This window comes from Pseudaquidulcibacter saccharophilus (assembly GCF_019455445.1).
Taxonomy (GTDB): Bacteria; Pseudomonadota; Alphaproteobacteria; order Caulobacterales; family Aquidulcibacteraceae; genus Pseudaquidulcibacter; species Pseudaquidulcibacter saccharophilus.
Genome location: NZ_JAHWUS010000004.1, coordinates 37,265 through 57,653 on the forward strand (window position 1 = coordinate 37,265; position 20,389 = coordinate 57,653).

A 20,389-nucleotide genomic window follows, 5' to 3' on the forward strand; every position below is an offset into this window, starting at 1 on the left:
CCTCACTTTTTAAAATGGCTATTTATGAATTGTCTATTTTTGAAAGGGCTTGGGCCTCGCTGGGTAATATCCTTGGTATTTGATGCTTCGCAGATAGATCTCGCTCATTTGTGGATCGGCTTTTGCCATTTGTCTCAATGCCGTGATTGCGCCAAACCAAATTATGATGGCTGCAATTGCCGTGAACCAATTAAGGGCAGAGAAGATAAGTGCGAAACAAATAAGGGCAGCTAGTAGGACTAGCTTGCGCTCCCCGCCCGCAATTAAATTCGGACGGTTTAAGGCGCGCGATAATGGTGTTCTGCGTAGGCTCATTTTAGCTAGCAAAGATACTAATGATGCTATTTGCACCAACAATAACTGAGATTACCAACACGATGAAAACCATTGTTCTGGCAAAGCCGTTAATTTCGCCGCCCCAAATTAGAGTTGCGCCGGCCGCAACAATTGCAATGATTGAAATGCCCATTGCCACTGGACCTGAAATTGATTGGCGTACTTGTTGGAGGGGAGATTCCCAAGGAAGGGCATTTGCCGTGCTTGCGATGAATAGTGAAGCAATAAAAGCGATTAGAAAATTGAAGGCAAAATTCAATATTCGGTGTTGGTTAAGATATTTGGAAACTTGATTTACATAACTACTCACTCTTTTCATATTCGAAGCTCCTTCTCAAAAGTTCGATTAAATGGGTTCTATTTGGTATCCATTCGCGCCGAACCCTTTCACGCGAATAACCTCTTTAACTCGCCTACCATCATTAGTCTTGGCGATAGAAATTATGATATTAATTGCCTCTGCGATTACGCCTGGCATTGGTGTTGAAGAAACTTCTGCAACCAAGGCTTCAATTCTGGTTAGGCCAGATTTGGCATCATTGGCGTGTACTGTTGCAACGCCACCGGCATGGCCTGTGTTCCATGCCTTAAGAAGTGATAATGCTTCGCCGCCTCTAACTTCACCTACCAGAATGCGGTCAGGCCTTAAGCGCATTGTTGCTTTTAGTAAGCGCAACATATCGACGTTAGAAGTTGCTCTAAGAATTACTTTATTTGGAGACCTGCATTGAATTTCAGCAGTATCTTCAATTATAACCAATCTATCACTTGGAACAACTTCCGCCATATAATCAATTATGGCATTAGTAAGCGTGGTTTTACCGGTTCCGGTACCGCCAACAACTAAGATGTTTTGTTTATCAATGACCGCTTTCTTTATGAAGTCAGCTTGCCCAGCGCTCATAATGTTGGTTGCAACATAATCTTCTAAGGTAAATATACGAGTGGCTTTGCGACGGATTGTGAAGCATGGCGCCGATACCACTGGCGGTATCATGGCTTCAAAGCGGCTTCCGTCCAGGGGAAGCTCGCACTCAATAATAGGGTTTTCACGAGTAACGGTGGTTCTGTAATGCGCAGCTATAGTTCCGATTAAACCTTCGGCACGAGTTTGAGAGAAATTGCTCTCAACAAGTTCAATACCATCGCCCAATCTTTCAACCCAAAGACTGCCGTCAGGATTGAGCATGACTTCAATAACATGAGGCTCTTTTAAAAGGGCGCAGATTTTAGTTCCAAGTTCGCGGGCCAACTTCTCTTCAAGTCGAGACGCTTGCAAGCTCTGCAATGAAACCATCTGTTCAGCCATTCTTAAGCCTCCTTGATTGGAACCAATACTGGTAGCTTTATATGCGAAGTGAAAAGCTACTTGATATTGGTCTGGCAAGGATTGTGCCAAGAATGGCGCAAGGTGAGGCCAAATATTTAATTGAAACAACTTACTAATCGGTATGGATGCGCAGTATAAGGGTAAATAATGGTTAAGTTATTGTTTTAATGTAATAAATATATCTTATTGTTTGCGCAGTAAAAAACTCGAACGAGCTTATAGTTGAGTGTCATTTTCTCCGACTTATTCATAATTTTAACGACTCATTAACCATGATTTACAGAAATTGTGTCGATATGGAGGAGTGGTGTGTCATGGTGGGACTGTAAACCCGAGCACATTAAAATATCATATTTAAGCAATCGATTTGATTTCAATCAATTATCATTTTTAAGCACGTTATATTAGTTATATATATTAAAATTGGGGATATAACTTGGAAAACCGTAATAAATTTAAACAGTTTAGATTTGGTAATTTGAAAAATATAATAATCAGGAAGGGGTTCAACAAATTTTTAAATGCACCATATTTTTTAAAACAATATTTGTTGGACTTGTTAAGCTCAAGAATAAATCACCTTTACTCTAAATTGATTTTTAGGTTAAAGGCGTTAGAAAATAAAATTATAATATATAAGCCAACATTTTCAGAAAAGTTTCTGAAAATGACAATTCTTAATGGAAAAATTAGAATAAAGATTGGTACCGCAAATGATGTCAAAAATGCTGACGTAAAAATATCATGTGAAATAATTGATTTATTGAAACTTTCCGAAGGTGAAGTTGATGGCGATGCACTATTTTTTTCAAGAAACATTGTAATTGAAGGCAATGCCGAAATATTGGTGCTCCTAAGAAATGCCCTCGAAAATGAAGGGCTTGAATTTAGAAATATTATATCGCCTAAAAATGCAATATTTGCTGCCTCAATAAATAGAATAATCACAGAGATTGATACTAAACTCGGAAAAGTTGATCAGTTTTTTGATGAAAATTTTAATTTTAGAATAGATGATTTAGAAACGGAAATGAGTACTTTTTTTACTGATTTAGAACGTACAAACCTTCGGATAGAAAAACTAGAAGGGCGTATTGCCAGAGGTTGATATTATGGAAAAACTTGAAATAGTATGCCCTGCTGGCACATTGTCGGCGGCAATTGTTGCAATAGATGAGGGTGCAGATTGCATTTATTTCGGCTTTAATGATGAGACTAATGCAAGAAATTTTCCGGGGCTAAACTTTAGTCGTGAAGAAGCGGCAGAAGCCATTTTATACGCCCATTCTAAAAATTGCAAGGCTATGATTGCGATTAATACTTATATGAATGCGTCAAGTGAGAATAAATGGTTTCAAGCTGTTGATGATGCAATAATATTAGGTGCTGATGCCGTAATACTAGCCGATATTGGCTTATTAGCCTATGCAAGAGATAGGCATCCAAAGGCTAAATTGCACCTTTCCGTTCAAGCATCGGCGTCGACGATAAGCAATATTAATTTTTTTGTCGAGGAATTTGGTGTTCGTCGAGTTGTTTTACCGCGCGTTTTAACGCTTGGACAAATAAGGGATTTAAATAATAGTATTTCTGTTGAAACTGAAATTTTTGCCTTTGGAGGAATGTGTCCAATGGCGGAGGGAAGATGTTATCTTTCGTCTTATATTACTGGCAAATCACCAAATTCGCATGGGGTTTGTTCCCCCGCATCACATGTTAAATATCTATATGAAAAAGGTGAACTTGTATCCCGATTGGGTGATTTTACAATTAATAAATTTGATAAAAATGAACTCGCTGGTTATCCTACCCTTTGCAAAGGTAGGTTCAGAATTAACGATGATGTGGATTATTTTTTTGAAGATCCAGTAAGTTTAAATGTCTTAGAAAACTTAACTGAAGTTGTAAACTCTGGTGTCTCTGCGCTTAAAATTGAAGGGCGGCAACGTGGGAAAGCCTATGTAAAAGAAGTAGTTAGAACATTTAGAAAAGCAATTGATGATTTCTATAATAATCTACCACACCAGCATGCCAATCTTACACATTTGTGTGAGGGCGGGAAGGTTACGACAGGTGCATATTACAGGAAGTGGCGATAATATGACTATTACATTAGGTCCATTATTATTTAATTGGAGTGATGAAAAATTCTTAGATTTCTATTCTATGGTGGCTAATGAATTAGAAGTTTCTGACGTATATATTGGTGAAGTTGTATGTTCAAAAAGGTTACAGCTTTATTCAAAACACTTAGACGGTGTAATAGAAACATTAAAACGCTGTGGGAAAAATGTAATTTTTTCAAGCCTAAGCCTAATAAATTCTGAAGCTGAGAAAAAGCAACAATTAAAAATAATTTCGAACCACGATTTTGATGCTATCGAATTAAACGATTTATCTTTAATGCAATTTGTTAATAAAGAACATTGTCGAATTGGCCCATATATTAATATTTATAATCCATCGGCTTTGAATTTCTTTATTAATAAAGGCTTTAATGGCTTTACTTTGCCTATCGAATTAAGTGAAGCAACGATATTAGAGTTGTTGAGAGCAAAGAAAACAAATTTCGAAATTCAAGTATTTGGAAAAATGCCACTTGCAATATCTGCACGTTGCTATCATGCAAGGTCATATGGCCTTACAAAAGATAGCTGCGATTTCATTTGTATTAAAGATCGTGGAGGCCTGCTCTCTAAAACTTTGGATGGTGAAAAATATCTAATTATTAATGGCACGCAAACTATGTCTTCAACGTGCTTAAATATGATTCGTGAAATCGATATATTGTATAATCATGGCTTTTCAAGATTTAGGGTATCACCACAATCTGAAAATATATTGCAAGTAGTCAAAATATTTAATGAAGCTCAACAAAATAAATTTGATAAAAGTGAAGCGTATGAAAAATTAACGCGATTAATGCCAAATGAAAATTTTTCAAATGGTTTTTTTTATGGGCAGGAGGGGCATAAATATTTTTATACTTAGGTGCCATGAAATTCGCTACTTTATGAATGATTGAAATTACTCTCAAATAAATAGGAATTGGCATTATCACGGTTTAATATTTTGTCTCTAATAACTTCTGCTGCGATTGGGGAAAAAAGGAAACCATGCCGATACATGCCATTAATGTGAAAAGCATTGCCATTATAGGAAATCTTTGGTGTTTTATTTTTAAAGCTTGGACGTATTCCATTATTTAATTTCAACAAATGTGAACTCTCAAATCTATTTGAAAATGCATTAGCAACTTCAATAAGCAGTTTTAAGCCTATTATTCGGGCTTTTCGTGGGTTTGCGTCTTCTTCAATTCTTGAAGTCGCGCCAATAATGAAACGTCCCTTACCACATGGGACAATGTAATAAATATTATTTTCGTACCAAAATCTAACAGGCCTTGTTAGTTTAATATCATGATTTTCAATTAAGATTGTTTCACCTTTTATGCATAATAAGTCATTATAATCTGCTTCCCACCCCCTTGCATCGATAACCCAATCAAATTGATCTTTTATAGTTATAGGTGTTACCATTTCTCTTTTTAGTTTAGCACCACATTTTATTAAGTGTTGTATAATTATTTTTTGTGAATTTGGTGCGCTTAAATTTATGTCTTTGGGGAAAAATATTGCATCAGTAAATTTGGACGAAATGTCTGGCTCCAAATACTTTAATTGTTTTCTATCGAAAGTTTGAAATTCAATATCAGTAGATTTTAGAATATTTTGGAATTTATTTATTTTTGATTGCTGGAAGCTTTGCGATAATAATAAACTTCCCTTGGTTTGGAGCATACAATTATGCTTTTTAGAAAAATTATTCCAAAAAACAACGCTTTCAATCGAGCAATTAATAAAGGAATATGGTAAATCCAACAATTCGCCCCCGGGATTAATCATTCCCGAAGCAACATGGCTTGCACCCTTTCCAGGAAAGCCGCTTTTATCGAAGATCGTAATATCAAAGCCATCATACGATAGCTTATACGCACACATTAGGCCACTTATGCCAGCACCAATAATGCCTATTTTTATATTGTTGCAAAAACTCATTCTCTCTGATGCACTAAAATATTTATTTGTAACTTGATTTGGCTCAAGTGATGCCAATACTATTTATTCTATCCATTGTATTCAGTTTATGTAAATTTGAAAAATGCTTATATCAAGGGATTTAATGTATAGGTGGATATGGCAAAGCAATTTGAATATTATAGATTGGTGCTTATCTGGTTAGTTATTAGTTTATTATTTTGGTGGTTTAATCTAATATGTTGCAATTCGCCAATTAAAGATTTCGGCTTTTTACATAGGTTTGAGCTTATATATGCTTATTTTTCAGGCATTTTTACCATTTATGCATTTCATTGGACCTTATTGAAACGTGCAAATATCAAATTTAAACTGCCAATGATTCAAATTTGGTTTTTATTGTGGGGTGTTGCGCGATATATTTCATTTGTATTTCCAGCAAGTAATCTCTATTTTATTGTTAATTCACTTGCCCCCTTATTTGTTTTAGTATTGTTGCTTCATATTGTTTTTGATGAAGGTGCAATGCGCATAAAATTGATTTTGATACCTAATGTCGCGCTGATTTTTACTAACGTCATTTATTCAAATGGTGCCATTGAAACATCGTTAAGAATTCTGATTGTGCTGCCCACAATTCTTATAATGTTTTACGGTGGAAGAATTTTGGATAGTGAAATGCATAACTCACTTAATAAAATGCAAAACCATTTTATTAACCGCAGGTTAAGTTCATTATTAGAAGTATTTTTATTTTTATCATTATTTCTTTGGATATTAATGATTGTACAGCAATATAAATCTATCTTCGGTTTGATTTATATTTTACTATTTATAACTAGAATTTTGCTATGGGTCTTAATAATTAATTTTAAAAAGCCATATAATCTTTTAGTAATTATTCCATTTCTATGGATTTTCTTTGCAAGCCTTCGAGTCTTTTTTCTTGCGCAATTGGACGTTATAACGGTACATATACTTACTTTAGGCGTCCTTATGAGCATGACCTTTGTTTTTATTAATAGGTCAATGCAAAGGACCTGTAGCAATTACCTAACTGAAACATTTTTTAAAAAATATGTTTTTACACTTTTACAGTTATCACTAATTTTTAGGATGTTGGCGGATTGTTTTAAAAGCTATTCGATTATTTTTTACTCTGTTTCAATTTGTGTTTTAATTTTTTCTATAATTCTACAAATGCGTATTATAACAACAAATATAAAATATTGGGAGAATAGTTTACATGACTCATTGAAGTAGGATAGTCCCGCGTTTTTTTTAATACTAAAAAATTTATTAATATCTGGCGGGGGCTAGTGCTCAGTCAAATAAAATAAATAAACTCTTCATCCTAAGAAATTATCATCTTTCTATTGGCAGAATAAATATATATAGTAAATACAAATTAGATTTACTTGCCTGTTTATGAATGAAGCAATCATAACGTATGTGAAATTTTGCTTTATTTTGTCCAATTTTAAGACAAAATTATCCATTTCGCGAGATGTTATATATGTAAAAAATTTATATATTTAAATTGTTTTCTAATTTTATTTAGTGGATTTTTAAAACAAAGTAAAGAATTGAAAATTGAACATGACAAATAGTGTTGAAAGATTTTTTGGAGAAAACGAACTGATAGTTAGTAAGACTGATTTAAGAGGCCGCATTACTTATTGTAATGACGTTTTTATCAGAATATCTGGCTATTCTGAATCTGAATGCCTCGGGCAACAGCATAGTTTAATTCGGCACGCAGATATGCCAAGATGCGTATTCAAACTTCTTTGGGACACAATTCATGACGGACGTGAAATTTTCGCCTATGTTATTAATCGGTGCAAGAATGGCGATTATTACTGGGTCAATGCCCATGTCACCCCAAGTCGTGATGCGTCAGGTAATATTATTGGGTTTCATTCTAATCGTCGGGTTCCTGATCGTGAAATTTTAAACAACATTATCTCACCACTTTATAGGAATTTACTCGCAGAAGAAAATCGCCATGCAAATCGTAAGGATGGACTTATTGCGTCAAGTGAAATGCTTACAAATTTACTTGCGAGCAATAAGGTTGAATATGACGAATTTATAGCGACCTTGCGCCCCACTAAACAAGCTGCAGCCTAAACTAATGCACAATAGATAGAGTAAATACATGTTTTCAAATGACTATAAATCAGCCGTATTAAAAGCTATCGAAGTTTGCGAAGCAGTTTCAAACGGTGATTTCGAAGCGAGAATAAAAAATATCAATGAAAAAGGAGATGCCGGCAATCTTCTACATCTTATTAATCGCTTAATAGACAAATCAGACGCATATATTCGCGAATCTCGTGCTTCATTGGAATATATGGCCGCAAATAAATATTATAGACGTATATCAGAACGCGGCATGCCGGGGGCATTTGGCGAGGCAAGCCGAGCCGCCAATGCGGCCATGGATTCTATTGAAAAAAAAGTAGGCACTTTTTCAACTGTCGTCAAATCTTTTGAAAATAAAATGGAAGAAGTTGTTGATTCTGTTGCAACCTCGGCCTCTGAATTAGAAGCTTTGGCGGCGAATTTAAGGAATTCATCGTCCTCGGCCCAAGAACAAGCAACCAATGTTGCCGCGGCAGCAGAACAGTCTTCTGCAAATGTTAATTCAGTTGCCGCCGCTACCGAAGAAATGGCGAATTCAGTTGCAGAAATTAACCACCAAGTTACTCAATCTTCGATTATAACTAATAATGCAGTTATGGATGTGGAGCAGGCAACTTTAGATATTAATAAATTGTCGGAAAGCTCATCAAAAATTGGAAATATTCTTTCCATAATCGTTGATATTGCAAGTCAAACTAATCTTTTGGCTTTAAATGCGACCATCGAAGCTGCAAGAGCTGGTGAAGCAGGCAAGGGTTTTGCAGTTGTAGCATCAGAGGTAAAAGCACTTGCAAGCCAAACTGCAAAAGCAACTGATGAAATCACATTGCAAATTTCTGAAATCCAAAATTCTAGTAATCAAGCAGTTCAGTCAATTAAAACAATTGCCAATACAATTAATAATGTAAGTTCGATAGCAACCGCAATCGCTGCTGCTGTGGAGGAACAAAGTGCTGCGACAAGTGAAGTGGCGCGAAATATTGACCAAGCCTCAACTGGAACAATGGAAGTAAGCGCAAGCATTGGGTCAATTAGTCAAGTCATTTCAGAATATAGTGTTGCAACCTCACAAATCCTTGAAACCTCAACCGAATTGTCCCAGAAAAGTAATGCAATGCGAAATTCGGTATCAGAATTTTTAGTGAAAGTTAGAAAAGCGATTTAATTAATCAATATGATAAACCTAAATAAGTTTAATTTGCTTTAGAAATAACTGAACGGCGGCAATAATTACTAAAGCAGCAGTTGTCAGTGCCAAATTTTTTGATGTAAAGAATTTTATGGCAAATCTATTGCCAATTTGGCCCCCGATTAATACGAGTATCGGCAATAGATAAATCAATTTATTTTGCGTCTCAAAACCATGCTTTTGTAATTGACCAATTAATCCTGATATGGAATTTACCAAAATAAAAAGCGATGCTGTGGCGGCAATTTGTTTTGAATTTGCCGCCCGTATTTGATAAAGTATTGGCGATAAGAGTATTCCGCCACCTATCCCAGTGACACCCGCGATTAGCCCTAATATGCCACCAATAAGCATTAATAATGACGGATTTGTAGGTCTTGATTGAGGCTCATCATAATTTTTCTTAAATGCAGACCTTAAAAGTGAAACGCCTGATAGCAAAAGGGCGCAGATAAGAAGCCAAATAAATGTATTCTTACTGATTGGGACAAGTCCACCAATAAACGCCATAGGAACAGAAGCGATAGCAAGATACGTAAAGAGGGGAAAATCTATTGCTTTCGACCTTGCATAATTTATAGAATTCCCAGAAACTACAATTATATTGGATATTAATGAGATTGGCGCAATTGAATTATAAGCAACACCCATCAAAACCAACAAAGCGGTATATGATGAGCCGCCACCGAACCCCACGCTAGAATAGATTAGTGCGACACAAAAAAAGGCAATTGCTAGAATAAATATTTGCATTTTATATCAATCAGCAAACAATATATTATTCTCTAAATGAATATGCTCACAAAGTGCTAATTTAAAGTCCTTCACAAATTGATATAATAGCCGCCAAGTGCTACAGGCATCGCTTGGTGGCATGAAATTATTTGTTAAATCTGCAAGCCTTTTTATTTCTTCAATATGTAAAATGTGTTCTTGCTGCATTACAAATATGGGGCCGCCCGCCATGTTTTTTGAACCTTGTGCAATCATTGGGAACAAAATCATTTCTTCTTTATTCATGTGGCTTTCTAGTTCAAAAAGCATTTTTTCAAGCTGTGCTGCTAAGCCATGTGGGCATTCTTTGTGTTCAGAATGAACGGCTTCAACCTTGCTTGCCAGTTTGATAATTTCTGGCAATTGATTTCTATGACTTTCATGGAAATTCGCTATTAAGTGAGAAATCAATTTATTCGGTGCTTCTTCACGCCAGTCTTTTTGCGGCTTTTTGCCATGAATGTCGATATCATATTTGTGCACAATTTGATCTAAATCAGTGTTCAGAGTTGCAAATTCGCTTTTTATATCCTTAGCCCCATTTAGCAACAAATCGGCCCCGAGCGCGATTAGAATTGAAACACCATTCTCAATTCTGCAGGCAAAATCTACAAGAGAATTATTTTCATTTATCATATCAATTTTCCTTATTTATGACGGCTGCACCAACCATAATATTTTTCTCATTAATTTTTAGGGTTTTATGGATTGCTATTTTGCCACGTGAAACATCAAAGAACTTGGATAACGCACTATTTGCAATTTTCAGAACGTAACCATCGCTATCAACCCCAATGTCAATTTCTTCTTCGTTATTTTCGATTATTATCGCAAATCGCAAATAGATGCTTCCAATATCGATTTTTGTAGTCAAGATTTTCTTATTGAATAGCTTGTCAATTTCGTCATTGGTAACAAAATAAATTATTCTATCTTGGGCAATATGAATTTCCATCCTAATTCGTCTGGCGAATTGCCAGCTCCCATTCATTTGGAGTGTTGGTATTTGTTAGTGCGTTAATGTTTCTGTCAGAAAGCTCCAAAATTTGTGTATTAAATTTGGATAGAAAACTTTTGACGCTTTGCTTTGAGGAATTATCAATGAAATTTGATGAATTGAGTTTGGCCAAAAGCGCGGAAGATTTGTTGATTTTGAAGGGAAGTGGGTTAGATTTAAAACAAATCACATCACAATTATTATTATTGTTGATTAATTGATTTATCACATCAGAATTTAAAAGCGGTAAGTCGACAGGCAAAATCAAGAATGAATCATAATCGCCGTATATTTTTGAAATTACTGTGGCAATACCGACCAATGGCCCACCATTTTTAATAATATCGGGAATACATTCATATCCTTCGACACTGCCACTAATTATGATATTCTTGATACCAGACAAAATTAATTGGTTTGCAATGTGGTCAACAAGTCTTTTGCCATTATAGGGCAGCAATGCCTTATTTTTGCCCATTCTGCTTGAGTTTCCACCCGCCAATATGATTGCGACAATTTTCATTGTTTTTCAAGCTCATGCCCGAGCAACCACTCATCATCGCCGTCTATATAATGTTCTTTTTTCCATATTGGTGCGCGCTTTTTTAACTCTTCAATAATATAGCGGCAGGCAAGGAAAGATGCATCGCGATGTGGGCTTCCAACCGCAATTACAACACTTATTCCACCTATCTCCAATTTACCTTTGAAGTGTGAAACATAAATTCTTAAGCGGTGTTCAAATTCCTTTATCGCCTCAATGGCAATTTCATTAAGTATATTGATACATAAGGGATCAAATGCGTCATAGGAAACGCCTAATACTTCGCGGCCTAAATTATTGTTTCTAACTTTTCCAACGAATAAATTTGCGCAACCATTTGAACTTGCTTGTGCAAATTCAAGCGCTTCTTCAATGTTAAGTGCGGTTTGGCTTATCTTGGTTAGAAATTGCATTTTAGCCCCCGTTAACAGGAGGTAAAATCGCTAATTTGCCCGATTTACTTATAGTTTCATCCTTATTGTAAATTCGATAATCATCTGCGATTGCACTTGATATTATAAGGCCTTCAAGTTTGCCATCATCAAACTCCGAAAGTGCTTTAAAAAGTGTAGTTTTCAGATCTTGAATAGTTGAATTAACTGGCATTTTAAGGATTAATGGGGTTTCATCTTTAAACTTTGAAAAAGCGCCAAAATACTCAATTTCTATATTAATATTGTTGGTCATGAGCGTTCCTTAATTGAAAAATTTGAATTGAAGCATTTGGCTCAAAGCTATTTCGGTAACATCTTCATCTAAAATTACCCATGAATTTGCCTCACCAAATGGTTTAATTTTGAACGATTCCTGTCCATTCAAAATTTCCGTTTCGAAATATTTGCCTTGAAAAAGTGTTTTAGCTTTTAGGAATTGAGTGCCTTTAAATTTTTTTGCGAATTTTGAATTAGAAATTGACACGAAATCTTGTGTTGGTTCAATTGCCATCAAATTGCTTAGGGCCTGTTTCACGAAAAATTCAAAGCCGATTGCGCTAGAAATTGGGTTTCCAGGGAGGCCGAAAAATAAACTCCCATTTTTTAAAGTCGCAAATAATATTGGTTTTCCTGGGCGAATATTGACTTTGTGAAAATGCACTTTTGCGCCCACAAGTTTTAAGGCTTCTGGTACAAAATCCCAAAGCCCCGCCGATACTGCGCCACTTGAAATAATTATGGAATTATGGGTATTCCTATCTAAAAAGTCGGCGAATTTGGAAATGTCATCTTGGAAAATTCCTACAAATTCTGCATCCAAGCCAAGATGCTTTGCTTTAGATAATAAATATGGTGCGTTGGAATTATAAATTTTTCCATTTTCTAATTCGCCTGAATTATAAGGCTGTAACTCATTACCAGTTGCGATAATTTTTATTTTTGGCTTTTCAAATACCGCAATTTCATTGATGCCTTGTGATGCTAAAACCATAATATGCTCTGGCTTAATCATCGTTCCTTTATTTATAAGGATTTCGCCTATTTTAGAATCTTCACCAATTCTCCTTAGGTTTTCACTATGCTTTACAGGTTCGAAAAAGGAAACAAAGGTGTCATCAATTTTAGTTTTTTCAATTGGAACTACTGCTTCAACCCATGTTGGGCATTTTGCACCAGTCATTATGTGGCATGTTGCGTTTTCATCTTGAATTGGTTCAAAATCACCTGCTGCAATAATTTTCTTTTTTTCGATTTTAATGGGGGTTGAATGTGTAGCATTCGCAAGCCACGCAGTTTTCACACCATAGCCATCCATGGCAGAATTATCAAAAGAAGGAACATTGATTTTTGCTTTGATATTTTCGCTGCATATCATGCCCAAACTTTCCAAAATATCGCATTTTATTGTTTTAAGACTTTTGGATGCCCCATCAATTATTGATATAGCTTCTTTAAAGGAAATCATTTCTCTGCCCTCATAATTCTAATTAAGTGTGGCAATAAGTTTGGCAAAAGGGCGCTTAAGCCTTCGAGCACCGCTTTTGGGTTTCCAGGCAAAGTGATAACTAAACTATTGCCAATTATTCCACCAATAGCGCGGCTTGACCATGACAGTGGTGTATATTTTGAACCATCGAGGCGTAAGATTTCGCCAATGCCAGGGATTAATTTGTCAAACATTGGCAATAGTGCCTCGGGTGTAAAATCCCGTGGCGAAACTCCTGTGCCGCCTGTACAAATAATTAGGTGGGGCTCAAAATCATTAATTGTTTTAATGATGGCGCTTTTAATGTCTTCAATTTCGTCTGGAATAATTGCTTTTTGAACAATGTTTGCACCATTTTCGAGCATTATGTTCTTAATATTATCCCCTGAAATATCCTCATAAATTCCCGCAGATGCCCTATCGCTCATGGTTATTATTGCAACATTTCTGTCTTTGAGTGTTAGGGGCTTTTTCGGAATATATTCTTCCGCCCAAGCGGGAATTCCCTTAGGGTTTTTCCAAATTCCAGATTTTCCACCAAATTTCAAAAGCAATTGAACATCGCCTATTTTGAGGTCAGGATTTATCATTTTCGTCAAATCCCAAATTGTCAAAAGCGCGTTATTAACCCCAGCCAATACTTCCATTTCAATTCCAGTTTTGGCATGGGTTGATGCGATACAAAAACATTCAATTGAATGCTCTATTTCATTTAATTCAGTAATGATTTTCACCATGTCCAATCCCAGCGGATGGCATAATGTAAGCATTTGGTAAGCTAATTTTGCGCCATTAATTCCCGCAATCTCGGCTAATATTAATGCGTCACCTTTTGGCAAAGTTTTGGTCTTGATTAATTCAAAGGCATCTTTTCCAACGAAAATTTTACCATTGGCGATTGCAAGGCGATGGGTGATTTGTTTATTGCCAACATCAATCATTTTAAAATTATTATTCATCTTAGCCCCCAATTTGTGCAAGATGTTTAGTGGAGCCAGTGTAGCCACCCGCCAAATTATGCGTTGGCAATTTGAATTTCAGAGCTTTTAAAATTTGGAATTTTAATTCCTCTATTTGATTTTCACTTTGCAAATAAGGTCTTAGATCAAGGCCGCCATCACCAAAAAGGCAAAGTTTTAATTCTCCACGTGCGCTAATTCGTAACCGATTGCAGCTTGAACAAAAATCTTTTGAATAGGGGGCTATAATTCCTATTTTACCCTTGTAATCTTCATGTGCATATTCAGAGGCTGGCCCCGCGACTTTATCGCGTGAAATTCTCTCAAAGCCCATTTCTTCAATGTGCTTCAACATCAAATTGGTTGATACATGATGCTTTTCGAAATAATCTTGATTATCACCTGTTCGCATAAGCTCAATAAAACGCATGGTGATATTATTGTTTTGAATCACGCGAAGAATGTTGGGCAATTCGTCGTCATTTATTCCCTTTAGCAAAACACTATTAGTCTTAATTTTAATGTGCTTTGCCTTCGCAACTTCAAAAATGCCGTTTAAAATTGATTGCAATTTATCATGGCCAGTTATTATTTTGAATTTATCTGCATTCAAAGAATCAATTGATACATTGATTGCATTAAGCCCCGCATCAATTAGGTTTTTTGCCTGATGCTCTAATTTGTAGCCATTGGTTGTTAATGCAATGGTTTCAATAGTTTTTATTTCTCTTATCGCGCCAATTATTTCAACAAGATCATTTCTTATTGTCGGCTCCCCACCTGTTAGTCTGATTTTTTTTGTGCCAAGTTGGGCGAAGGCTTTTATCAAATTAATGATTTCATTCCGCCGCAGAAAATTCATGTCGCAGGGTTTTTGAAACCCATTCGGCAGGCAATATTGACATCGGAAATTACATGCCTCGGTTATTGAAAGGCGAAGATATGGGAAGACCCTACCAAATTGGTCCTTTAACTCTAACGGCTTTCCCATTTCATTTGCATCGAAATGGGGTGTTAGATTCTTTTGTATGTCGCGTTCCTTTTTCAAAAACCGCTTCACACTTTTGGGGAAACTCTCTGTCACAAATAATCCTTTCCAAACACGGGAGGCTAAAAAGTTTCCTTTCAGGCCCTTGCGATAATTCGCTGGCTTTAAGCCATGACCAAAATTGGTTTTAGGCTTTCAAGCTCGGATAATTTTATGTTAGGTGGGATTTTAAAAATTGTGCTTGACTTAAATCAAGTCTAGAATTGGCAATCAGAATTTTTGCACAAATTTGTGCCTTTTCGCATACATCTTGCAGAAAGTTCTACATCGCAAAAATCACATAATTTCAATGCATTGCGAAGATTTATAACATTTTGCTCAGAGTAAATACCTTGCTCCCTAAGCGCTTGAAGGGTGCGCGAAAATGTCTCAGGTTTCATGCCCAAATATCCTGCGATAAGAGACTTGTCATAAGGTAATTTCAAAGAAGAAGATTTTTCCCCTTCATCAAGATAAAGTTTCAGAAGGAACCAACCAACACGTTGAGTAACACTTTTTAAAGTTAATTGTTCAAATTGGCTAATCAATTCTTGGGAACGGCTTGCGATAGTTGCTAACATATTAATCGCTAGGAATTTGTTAGTTTGCATTTCTTCACGAATAAAAGCCGATGGAATTGACAATAAAGTGACATTCTCAACCGCTTGGGCACTTACTGGGAAAATGGCATCTTTAAGAAGGACACTTTCCAAAAGTGCTTCACCACGATGAACAACTTGCAAAATTGATTCATGACCTTCTATGTCGCCTTTAAATAATTTTACCCAGCCATCTATGACCATGTAAAATCTTGTTGCCTGTTCACCTTGCATAAAAATCAAATTTCCTTTTGAGTAATTTGAAATACGTGCGTGTTTTAACAAGGATTTTAATTCGGTATCGCTTATTCCAGAAAATAGTGGAAGTTTTGATATAAACTCGAAATTTTCAATAATTGATTTTTCTAATTTTATAGAAGCTTCGCCATTTGAAGTGTTTTTAGTCTTTTCAATATTGTTAAACAAAAGTTCATCCGCGACGCCAAGATGGAAAGCAATTGATTTACCGACTTCGTGAAGTAAGTCCATTTTGGCACTAAAAAGTGTAAACCATTCTTGTGCAGCAATTTCGCGGGCAATTTGGGAATGATTCCCCTTTGAAAGGCTTTCATTTATTAATTCAATCTTTTGAAAAATCTCGTTGTTTTTTTCAAGTTTTTCAATTGCTTTTCGGCAATGATCATCTGCTAGCGCCATAAACATTCGCTCATAGGCGTGTTGTTCTTCAATTATATAGCCTAAGCGATCTCTAAGTTCCGCGCCACTATTTGTGTCAAGGCTAACAAATTGCGTCCCTAGTGCGCGTTCAAGACCAACCCTCTCTTTCCATTGTAAGAAGTTAATTAAAGAAGAAATTCGAGCGGGCGAATTATTTTTGTCAAAAATTGCCAAATCTTGGATAATTTCTACGGCTGGTGCAATGATCTCACGTGTGTAAAATAAAAGCGTGTCTGATGGCGAAATCTGTCGTGAGACTATAAATTTTCGCTTGGTCGACAAATAGAGTAGAGCGTTTTTAAATGGCTCATAATGGTTGCTTTTAGACAATGGAATGCTTTTCATTCGATTAAGCATAATATCGACTTTTGTGAATTGTTGCTCCATTGATTCTGCAAATTCATTGCTGCTTGTACGCAAATACAATGATGCCAGCCCTCTTTCGAGCTGAACTTCATGGATTAAATCGCAAAGTATATTTATTGCCACAAGCATTGTTTTCGCTTCATTTTAAAATAATTATGTATTTAAAATACTACATAACCTCTTCGCTTGATGTAAATCAAGATAAGCTATCACAAGGCAGCGTTTAATTGTCGCAGAGGGAGCTTGAGATTTTGAAGGCTCTTCTTCGAAAAACAGCCTTTTTGAGGGGTGGCTAGGCTTCAAAACCTCAAGTTTAGTTTTTATCAGTTTTGTCGAGTAGTTTTGCCCACGGGAGAGTTTTAAACAACAATTCGACTTGCTTTTGATAGTTTAAGTATGATTGCAAAGAATTGATCGGCATCAATCCATTTAAACTTTTCAATCCTTTTTTCACGACACAATGTCACAGGTAGCGATTGACTTAGGTCAATTAGTATCTTGCAACCCTCATTATAAGTGCTCCATATTTGGAGGGCTAAATAATGGTGGACTTATCTAAAGTCAGTAAAATAAAGCAAACATTTGCTTTGTCTGCCACAACTATCGCATTCACCGTTTGCTTTGCGGTTTGGACAATTTTCGCAATTATTGGCGTGAAAATTAAAAAAGATTTGGGGCTTTCGGAAACTGAATTCAGCTTTTTAATTGGTTTGCCAGTTCTTACTGGTTCATTTGTGCGCCTTAATTTTGGGATTTGGGCGGATCAATATGGCGGAAGACCGGTTTTGGTTTTGGTTATGATTTCGTCAGCCATAGCAACTTGGTTACTATCCTATGCTGAAACCTATAATATGATGCTATTGGCAGCGCTTGGTCTTGGGATTTCAGGCGGCAGCTTTGTAGTTGGTATTTCATATTTATCAAAATGGTTCCCAAAAGAACAAGCAGGGACTGCGTTAGGCATTTTTGGTATGGGTAATATTGGTGCGGCGGTTACAAAATTTGGCGCACCTTTTGTTATGGTTGCTTATGGCTGGGAAATGGTTGCCAAGGTTTGGGCTGTTGCGCTTGTAGTTATGGCTATTATTTTCTGGTTTACCACTTCAGATGAGCCAGAATTAATAGAGCGAAGAATTACAGGTGAAAAGCCAAAAACTACTGCGATGGCAATGGAGCCATTAAAAGAGCTTAGGGTTTGGCGCTTTTCATTATATTATTTCTTTGTATTTGGCGCTTTTGTTGGCTTGGCTTTATGGCTGCCTCGTTACTATGTCGCTGTGTATAATTTGGATATTAAGCATGCCGGCATGTTGGCTGCTAGTTTCTCGGTCGCGGCGTCTGCATTTCGCGCAATTGGTGGCTATTTATCTGATAAATTCGGCGCCCGCGCAGTTATGTATTTAACCTTTATTGTGTGCATAATTTGTCTGTTTATACTTTCTTATCCATCAACTGACTTCATTGTGCATGGCATAAAGAGCGACATTAAAGTTCATCTTGGTTTGAATTTTACTTGGTTCACGATTGTAGTATTCGTTCTTGGTCTATTTATGTCATTTGGCAAAGCAGCGGTCTATAAGCATATACCTGTTTACTACCCGACAAATGTTGGATCTGTCGCAGGTATTGTTGGGCTTATAGGTGGTTTAGGCGGTTTCATTTTGCCTTTAGCGTTTGGCTATCTCAACACCATTACTAATATTTGGACAAGCTGCTTCATGCTTTTGTTCGTCCTTGTGAGCATAGCCCTAATTTGGATGCATATAACTGTTCGCATGATGGAACATCAATCTCACCCAGAACTCACCAAAGGCAAATTCTTACCTGAACTTGGTGACGCGTGAAATTAATTAAAATAACAAAGGAGGCCAAAAATGGCTAAAGATCTTGATATATGGGATCCAGAAGACGGTGGTTTCTGGGCGACAGAAGGTAAAAATATTGCAAATCGCAATTTGTGGATTTCAATTCCTGCTTTATTGTGTGGCTTTGCAGTATGGATGTATTGGTCCATCGTAACTGTGCAAATGCTTAATTTGGGTTTTCCATTCACAAAGCCTGAATTATTCACATTAGCAGCAATGGGTGGGCTTGCAGGTGCCACGCTTCGTATTCCGTCTTCATTCTTGATAAGGATTGCCGGCGGTCGCAATACTTTGTTCCTTACAACTATGCTATTGATGATTCCCGCGATAGGTACTGGCATCGCGCTGCAAGATAAAAACACCCCATTGATTGTTTATCAGGCACTTGCATTATTGTCTGGCTTGGGTGGCGGAAATTTTGCATCTTCTATGTCTAATATTTCCTTTTTCTTTCCGAAGAAAGAACAAGGTTTGGCATTAGGTTTAAATGCAGGCTTGGGCAATTTTGGCGTAACCACCATGCAGATTTTAATTCCATTGGTAATGACCATGTCATTGTTTGGCGGTCATTCTATGGTGCTTAAAAAAGCTTCTGGTTGGATTTTTGGTAAAATTCCTGCTGGTGCTGAAACTTATATTCATAATGCCGGCTTTGTTTGGTTGTTGTTATTATTGCCACTAACCAATTTGGCTTGGGTTGGCATGAATAATATCAAGGTCGAACACGTAACCCCAAATCTTGGTAATCCTTTTTCTGCTTTTGCAAAAATTCTTGTGATGCTTGGAATTGGTCTTGGCACTTCTGCTATTGGTTTCTGGTTGATGCAGCCATTAAAAGCAGGCGGAATGAATATCTCTAAATGGATTGTAGTTCCAGGGGTTACTATTGCAACACTTGCACTTTTGATGATTGTGCCAATGGGTGCGCAATATAAAGCAGCGTTAAAACGCCAATATGCAATTTTTAACAATAAGCATACTTGGGCGATGACTGTGATTTATACCATGACTTTTGGTTCATTCATTGGTTTCTCGGCGGCTCTCGCATTGTCAATCGAAGTTATTTTCGGTTTTAAACATGTGATGGTTAATGGGGTAATGACCCACACAATTGTAAACCCAAATAGTCCAAGTGCTTTATCATATGCATGGATGGCGCCATTTATTGGGGCATTAATTCGACCTGTTGGCGGTTATATTTCCGATAAAATTGGCGGTGCTTTGGTTACACAAATCATTAGCTTTGTGATGGTTGGCGCGGCATTTGGCTTGGCATATTATATGAAAGCTGCATATGCATCTGAAGCCCCTGAACAATATTTCGGCCCGTTCCTTGGTCTATTCCTTTTATTATTTGTGGCCGCTGGTCTTGGCAATGGTTCAACATTTAGAACAATTGCAATCGTATTTAATAAAGAACAAGCGGGCCCAGTTCTGGGTTGGACTTCGGCAATCGCGGCCTATGGCGCATTCCTCATTCCACAAATTTTTGGTGAGCAAATTAAAGCCGCAACACCTGAGAATGCGCTTTATGGTTTTGCAATTTTCTATGCGCTTTGCATCATTATTAATTGGTGGTTCTACCTTCGTAAGAACGCCTATGTCCAAAACCCATAACAA

22 protein-coding genes and 1 riboswitch are annotated in these 20,389 nt (G+C 36.6%); of the genes, 8 read left to right on the forward strand and 14 right to left on the reverse strand.

Translation table 11 applies throughout. The annotated features are described in order from the left end of the window. Positions 1-33: 33 nt before the first annotated feature. Genes KXV15_RS13565 through trbB form a run of 3 tightly spaced genes read right to left on the reverse strand, consistent with a single transcriptional unit; the run spans position 34 to position 1,645 of the window. On the reverse strand, positions 34-315 hold the full coding sequence (locus KXV15_RS13565) for a conjugal transfer protein TrbD (RefSeq protein ID WP_420830586.1): 282 nt from the start codon (positions 313-315) through the stop codon (positions 34-36). 1 nt (position 316) lies between these two features. Next, entirely contained in the window at positions 317-655 is a 339-nt protein-coding gene (locus KXV15_RS11580) for a TrbC/VirB2 family protein (protein ID WP_240008366.1), read from the reverse strand. 27 nt (positions 656-682) lie between these two features. Further along, positions 683-1,645 carry a P-type conjugative transfer ATPase TrbB gene (trbB, locus tag KXV15_RS11585; protein ID WP_240008367.1) on the reverse strand — a complete coding sequence of 321 codons (963 nt, stop codon included), beginning with the start codon at positions 1,643-1,645 and terminating at the stop codon, positions 683-685. A gap of 457 nt (positions 1,646-2,102) precedes the next feature. On the opposite strand from trbB, the gene ubiT reads away from it, so the two are divergent. The 3 genes from ubiT to ubiV are packed head-to-tail and all read left to right on the forward strand — an operon-like array spanning position 2,103 to position 4,657. Next, positions 2,103-2,774, forward strand: a complete 672-nt coding sequence (ubiT, locus tag KXV15_RS11590) for a ubiquinone anaerobic biosynthesis accessory factor UbiT (RefSeq protein WP_240008368.1) — start codon at positions 2,103-2,105, stop codon at positions 2,772-2,774. Between the two features lie 4 nt (positions 2,775-2,778). After that, positions 2,779-3,765: a ubiquinone anaerobic biosynthesis protein UbiU gene (gene ubiU, locus KXV15_RS11595; protein WP_240008369.1), complete on the forward strand. Its 987-nt coding sequence runs from the start codon at positions 2,779-2,781 to the stop codon at positions 3,763-3,765. A gap of 1 nt (position 3,766) precedes the next feature. Beyond that, on the forward strand, positions 3,767-4,657 hold the full coding sequence (gene ubiV, locus KXV15_RS11600; RefSeq protein WP_240008370.1) for a ubiquinone anaerobic biosynthesis protein UbiV: 891 nt from the start codon (positions 3,767-3,769) through the stop codon (positions 4,655-4,657). Between the two features lie 20 nt (positions 4,658-4,677). On the opposite strand, the gene KXV15_RS11605 is transcribed toward ubiV, so the two are convergent. Continuing rightward, complete coding sequence (locus KXV15_RS11605; RefSeq protein ID WP_240008371.1) at positions 4,678-5,781, reverse strand: FAD-dependent oxidoreductase; 1,104 nt, start codon at positions 5,779-5,781, stop codon at positions 4,678-4,680. An 81-nt stretch (positions 5,782-5,862) separates the two neighbouring features. Here KXV15_RS11605 and KXV15_RS11610 point away from each other — a divergent pair, with 81 nt between their 5' ends. From KXV15_RS11610 to KXV15_RS11620, 3 genes are all read left to right on the forward strand, one after another. After that, positions 5,863-6,966 (forward strand): NnrS family protein, encoded by a 1,104-nt coding sequence (locus tag KXV15_RS11610; RefSeq protein WP_240008372.1) that lies wholly within the window; start codon positions 5,863-5,865, stop codon positions 6,964-6,966. 336 nt (positions 6,967-7,302) lie between these two features. Beyond that, positions 7,303-7,836 (forward strand): PAS domain-containing protein, encoded by a 534-nt coding sequence (locus KXV15_RS11615; RefSeq protein ID WP_240008373.1) that lies wholly within the window; start codon positions 7,303-7,305, stop codon positions 7,834-7,836. Between the two features lie 28 nt (positions 7,837-7,864). Then, on the forward strand, positions 7,865-9,016 hold the full coding sequence (locus KXV15_RS11620) for a methyl-accepting chemotaxis protein (RefSeq protein WP_240008374.1): 1,152 nt from the start codon (positions 7,865-7,867) through the stop codon (positions 9,014-9,016). Between the two features lie 18 nt (positions 9,017-9,034). Here KXV15_RS11620 and KXV15_RS11625 read toward each other — a convergent pair whose 3' ends face one another. From KXV15_RS11625 to KXV15_RS11670, 10 genes are all read right to left on the reverse strand, one after another. Further along, the gene (locus KXV15_RS11625; protein WP_240008375.1) at positions 9,035-9,793 is read right to left on the reverse strand and encodes a sulfite exporter TauE/SafE family protein; all 759 of its coding nucleotides are present in this window, start codon (positions 9,791-9,793) and stop codon (positions 9,035-9,037) included. Positions 9,794-9,799: 6 nt separating this feature from the next. Beyond that, positions 9,800-10,450, reverse strand: a complete 651-nt coding sequence (locus KXV15_RS11630; RefSeq protein WP_240008376.1) for a hemerythrin domain-containing protein — start codon at positions 10,448-10,450, stop codon at positions 9,800-9,802. A gap of 1 nt (position 10,451) precedes the next feature. Beyond that, positions 10,452-10,769, reverse strand: a complete 318-nt coding sequence (locus KXV15_RS11635) for a hypothetical protein (protein ID WP_240008377.1) — start codon at positions 10,767-10,769, stop codon at positions 10,452-10,454. Between the two features lies 1 nt (position 10,770). After that, positions 10,771-11,334: a molybdenum cofactor guanylyltransferase gene (gene mobA / locus KXV15_RS11640; RefSeq protein ID WP_240008378.1), complete on the reverse strand. Its 564-nt coding sequence runs from the start codon at positions 11,332-11,334 to the stop codon at positions 10,771-10,773. Then, on the reverse strand, positions 11,331-11,768 hold the full coding sequence (locus KXV15_RS11645) for a molybdenum cofactor biosynthesis protein MoaE (RefSeq protein ID WP_240008379.1): 438 nt from the start codon (positions 11,766-11,768) through the stop codon (positions 11,331-11,333). Before KXV15_RS11645 ends, mobA begins: the two co-directional genes overlap by 4 nt. Before the next feature lies 1 nt (position 11,769). After that, positions 11,770-12,042, reverse strand: a complete 273-nt coding sequence (locus tag KXV15_RS11650; RefSeq protein ID WP_240008380.1) for a hypothetical protein — start codon at positions 12,040-12,042, stop codon at positions 11,770-11,772. A gap of 9 nt (positions 12,043-12,051) precedes the next feature. Continuing rightward, on the reverse strand, positions 12,052-13,254 hold the full coding sequence (locus tag KXV15_RS11655; RefSeq protein WP_240008381.1) for a molybdopterin molybdotransferase MoeA: 1,203 nt from the start codon (positions 13,252-13,254) through the stop codon (positions 12,052-12,054). Next, a complete protein-coding gene (gene moaCB, locus KXV15_RS11660; RefSeq protein WP_240008382.1) occupies positions 13,251-14,234 on the reverse strand; it encodes a bifunctional molybdenum cofactor biosynthesis protein MoaC/MoaB in 984 nt (327 codons plus the stop codon). The genes KXV15_RS11655 and moaCB overlap by 4 nt, the downstream gene beginning before the upstream one ends. 1 nt (position 14,235) lies before the next feature. Next, on the reverse strand, positions 14,236-15,225 hold the full coding sequence (moaA, locus tag KXV15_RS11665; protein WP_240008383.1) for a GTP 3',8-cyclase MoaA: 990 nt from the start codon (positions 15,223-15,225) through the stop codon (positions 14,236-14,238). A gap of 82 nt (positions 15,226-15,307) precedes the next feature. Then, positions 15,308-15,441: riboswitch (molybdenum cofactor riboswitch) on the reverse strand. 38 nt (positions 15,442-15,479) lie between these two features. Beyond that, on the reverse strand, positions 15,480-17,033 hold the full coding sequence (locus tag KXV15_RS11670) for a nitrate- and nitrite sensing domain-containing protein (protein ID WP_240008384.1): 1,554 nt from the start codon (positions 17,031-17,033) through the stop codon (positions 15,480-15,482). A gap of 413 nt (positions 17,034-17,446) precedes the next feature. On the opposite strand from KXV15_RS11670, the gene KXV15_RS11675 reads away from it, so the two are divergent. Together KXV15_RS11675 and KXV15_RS11680 are read left to right on the forward strand one after the other, a co-directional pair. Then, the gene (locus KXV15_RS11675; protein WP_240008385.1) at positions 17,447-18,748 is read left to right on the forward strand and encodes an MFS transporter; all 1,302 of its coding nucleotides are present in this window, start codon (positions 17,447-17,449) and stop codon (positions 18,746-18,748) included. Positions 18,749-18,778: 30 nt separating this feature from the next. Next, complete coding sequence (locus KXV15_RS11680) at positions 18,779-20,386, forward strand: MFS transporter (protein ID WP_240008386.1); 1,608 nt, start codon at positions 18,779-18,781, stop codon at positions 20,384-20,386. The last annotated feature ends 3 nt before the right edge of the window (positions 20,387-20,389 follow it).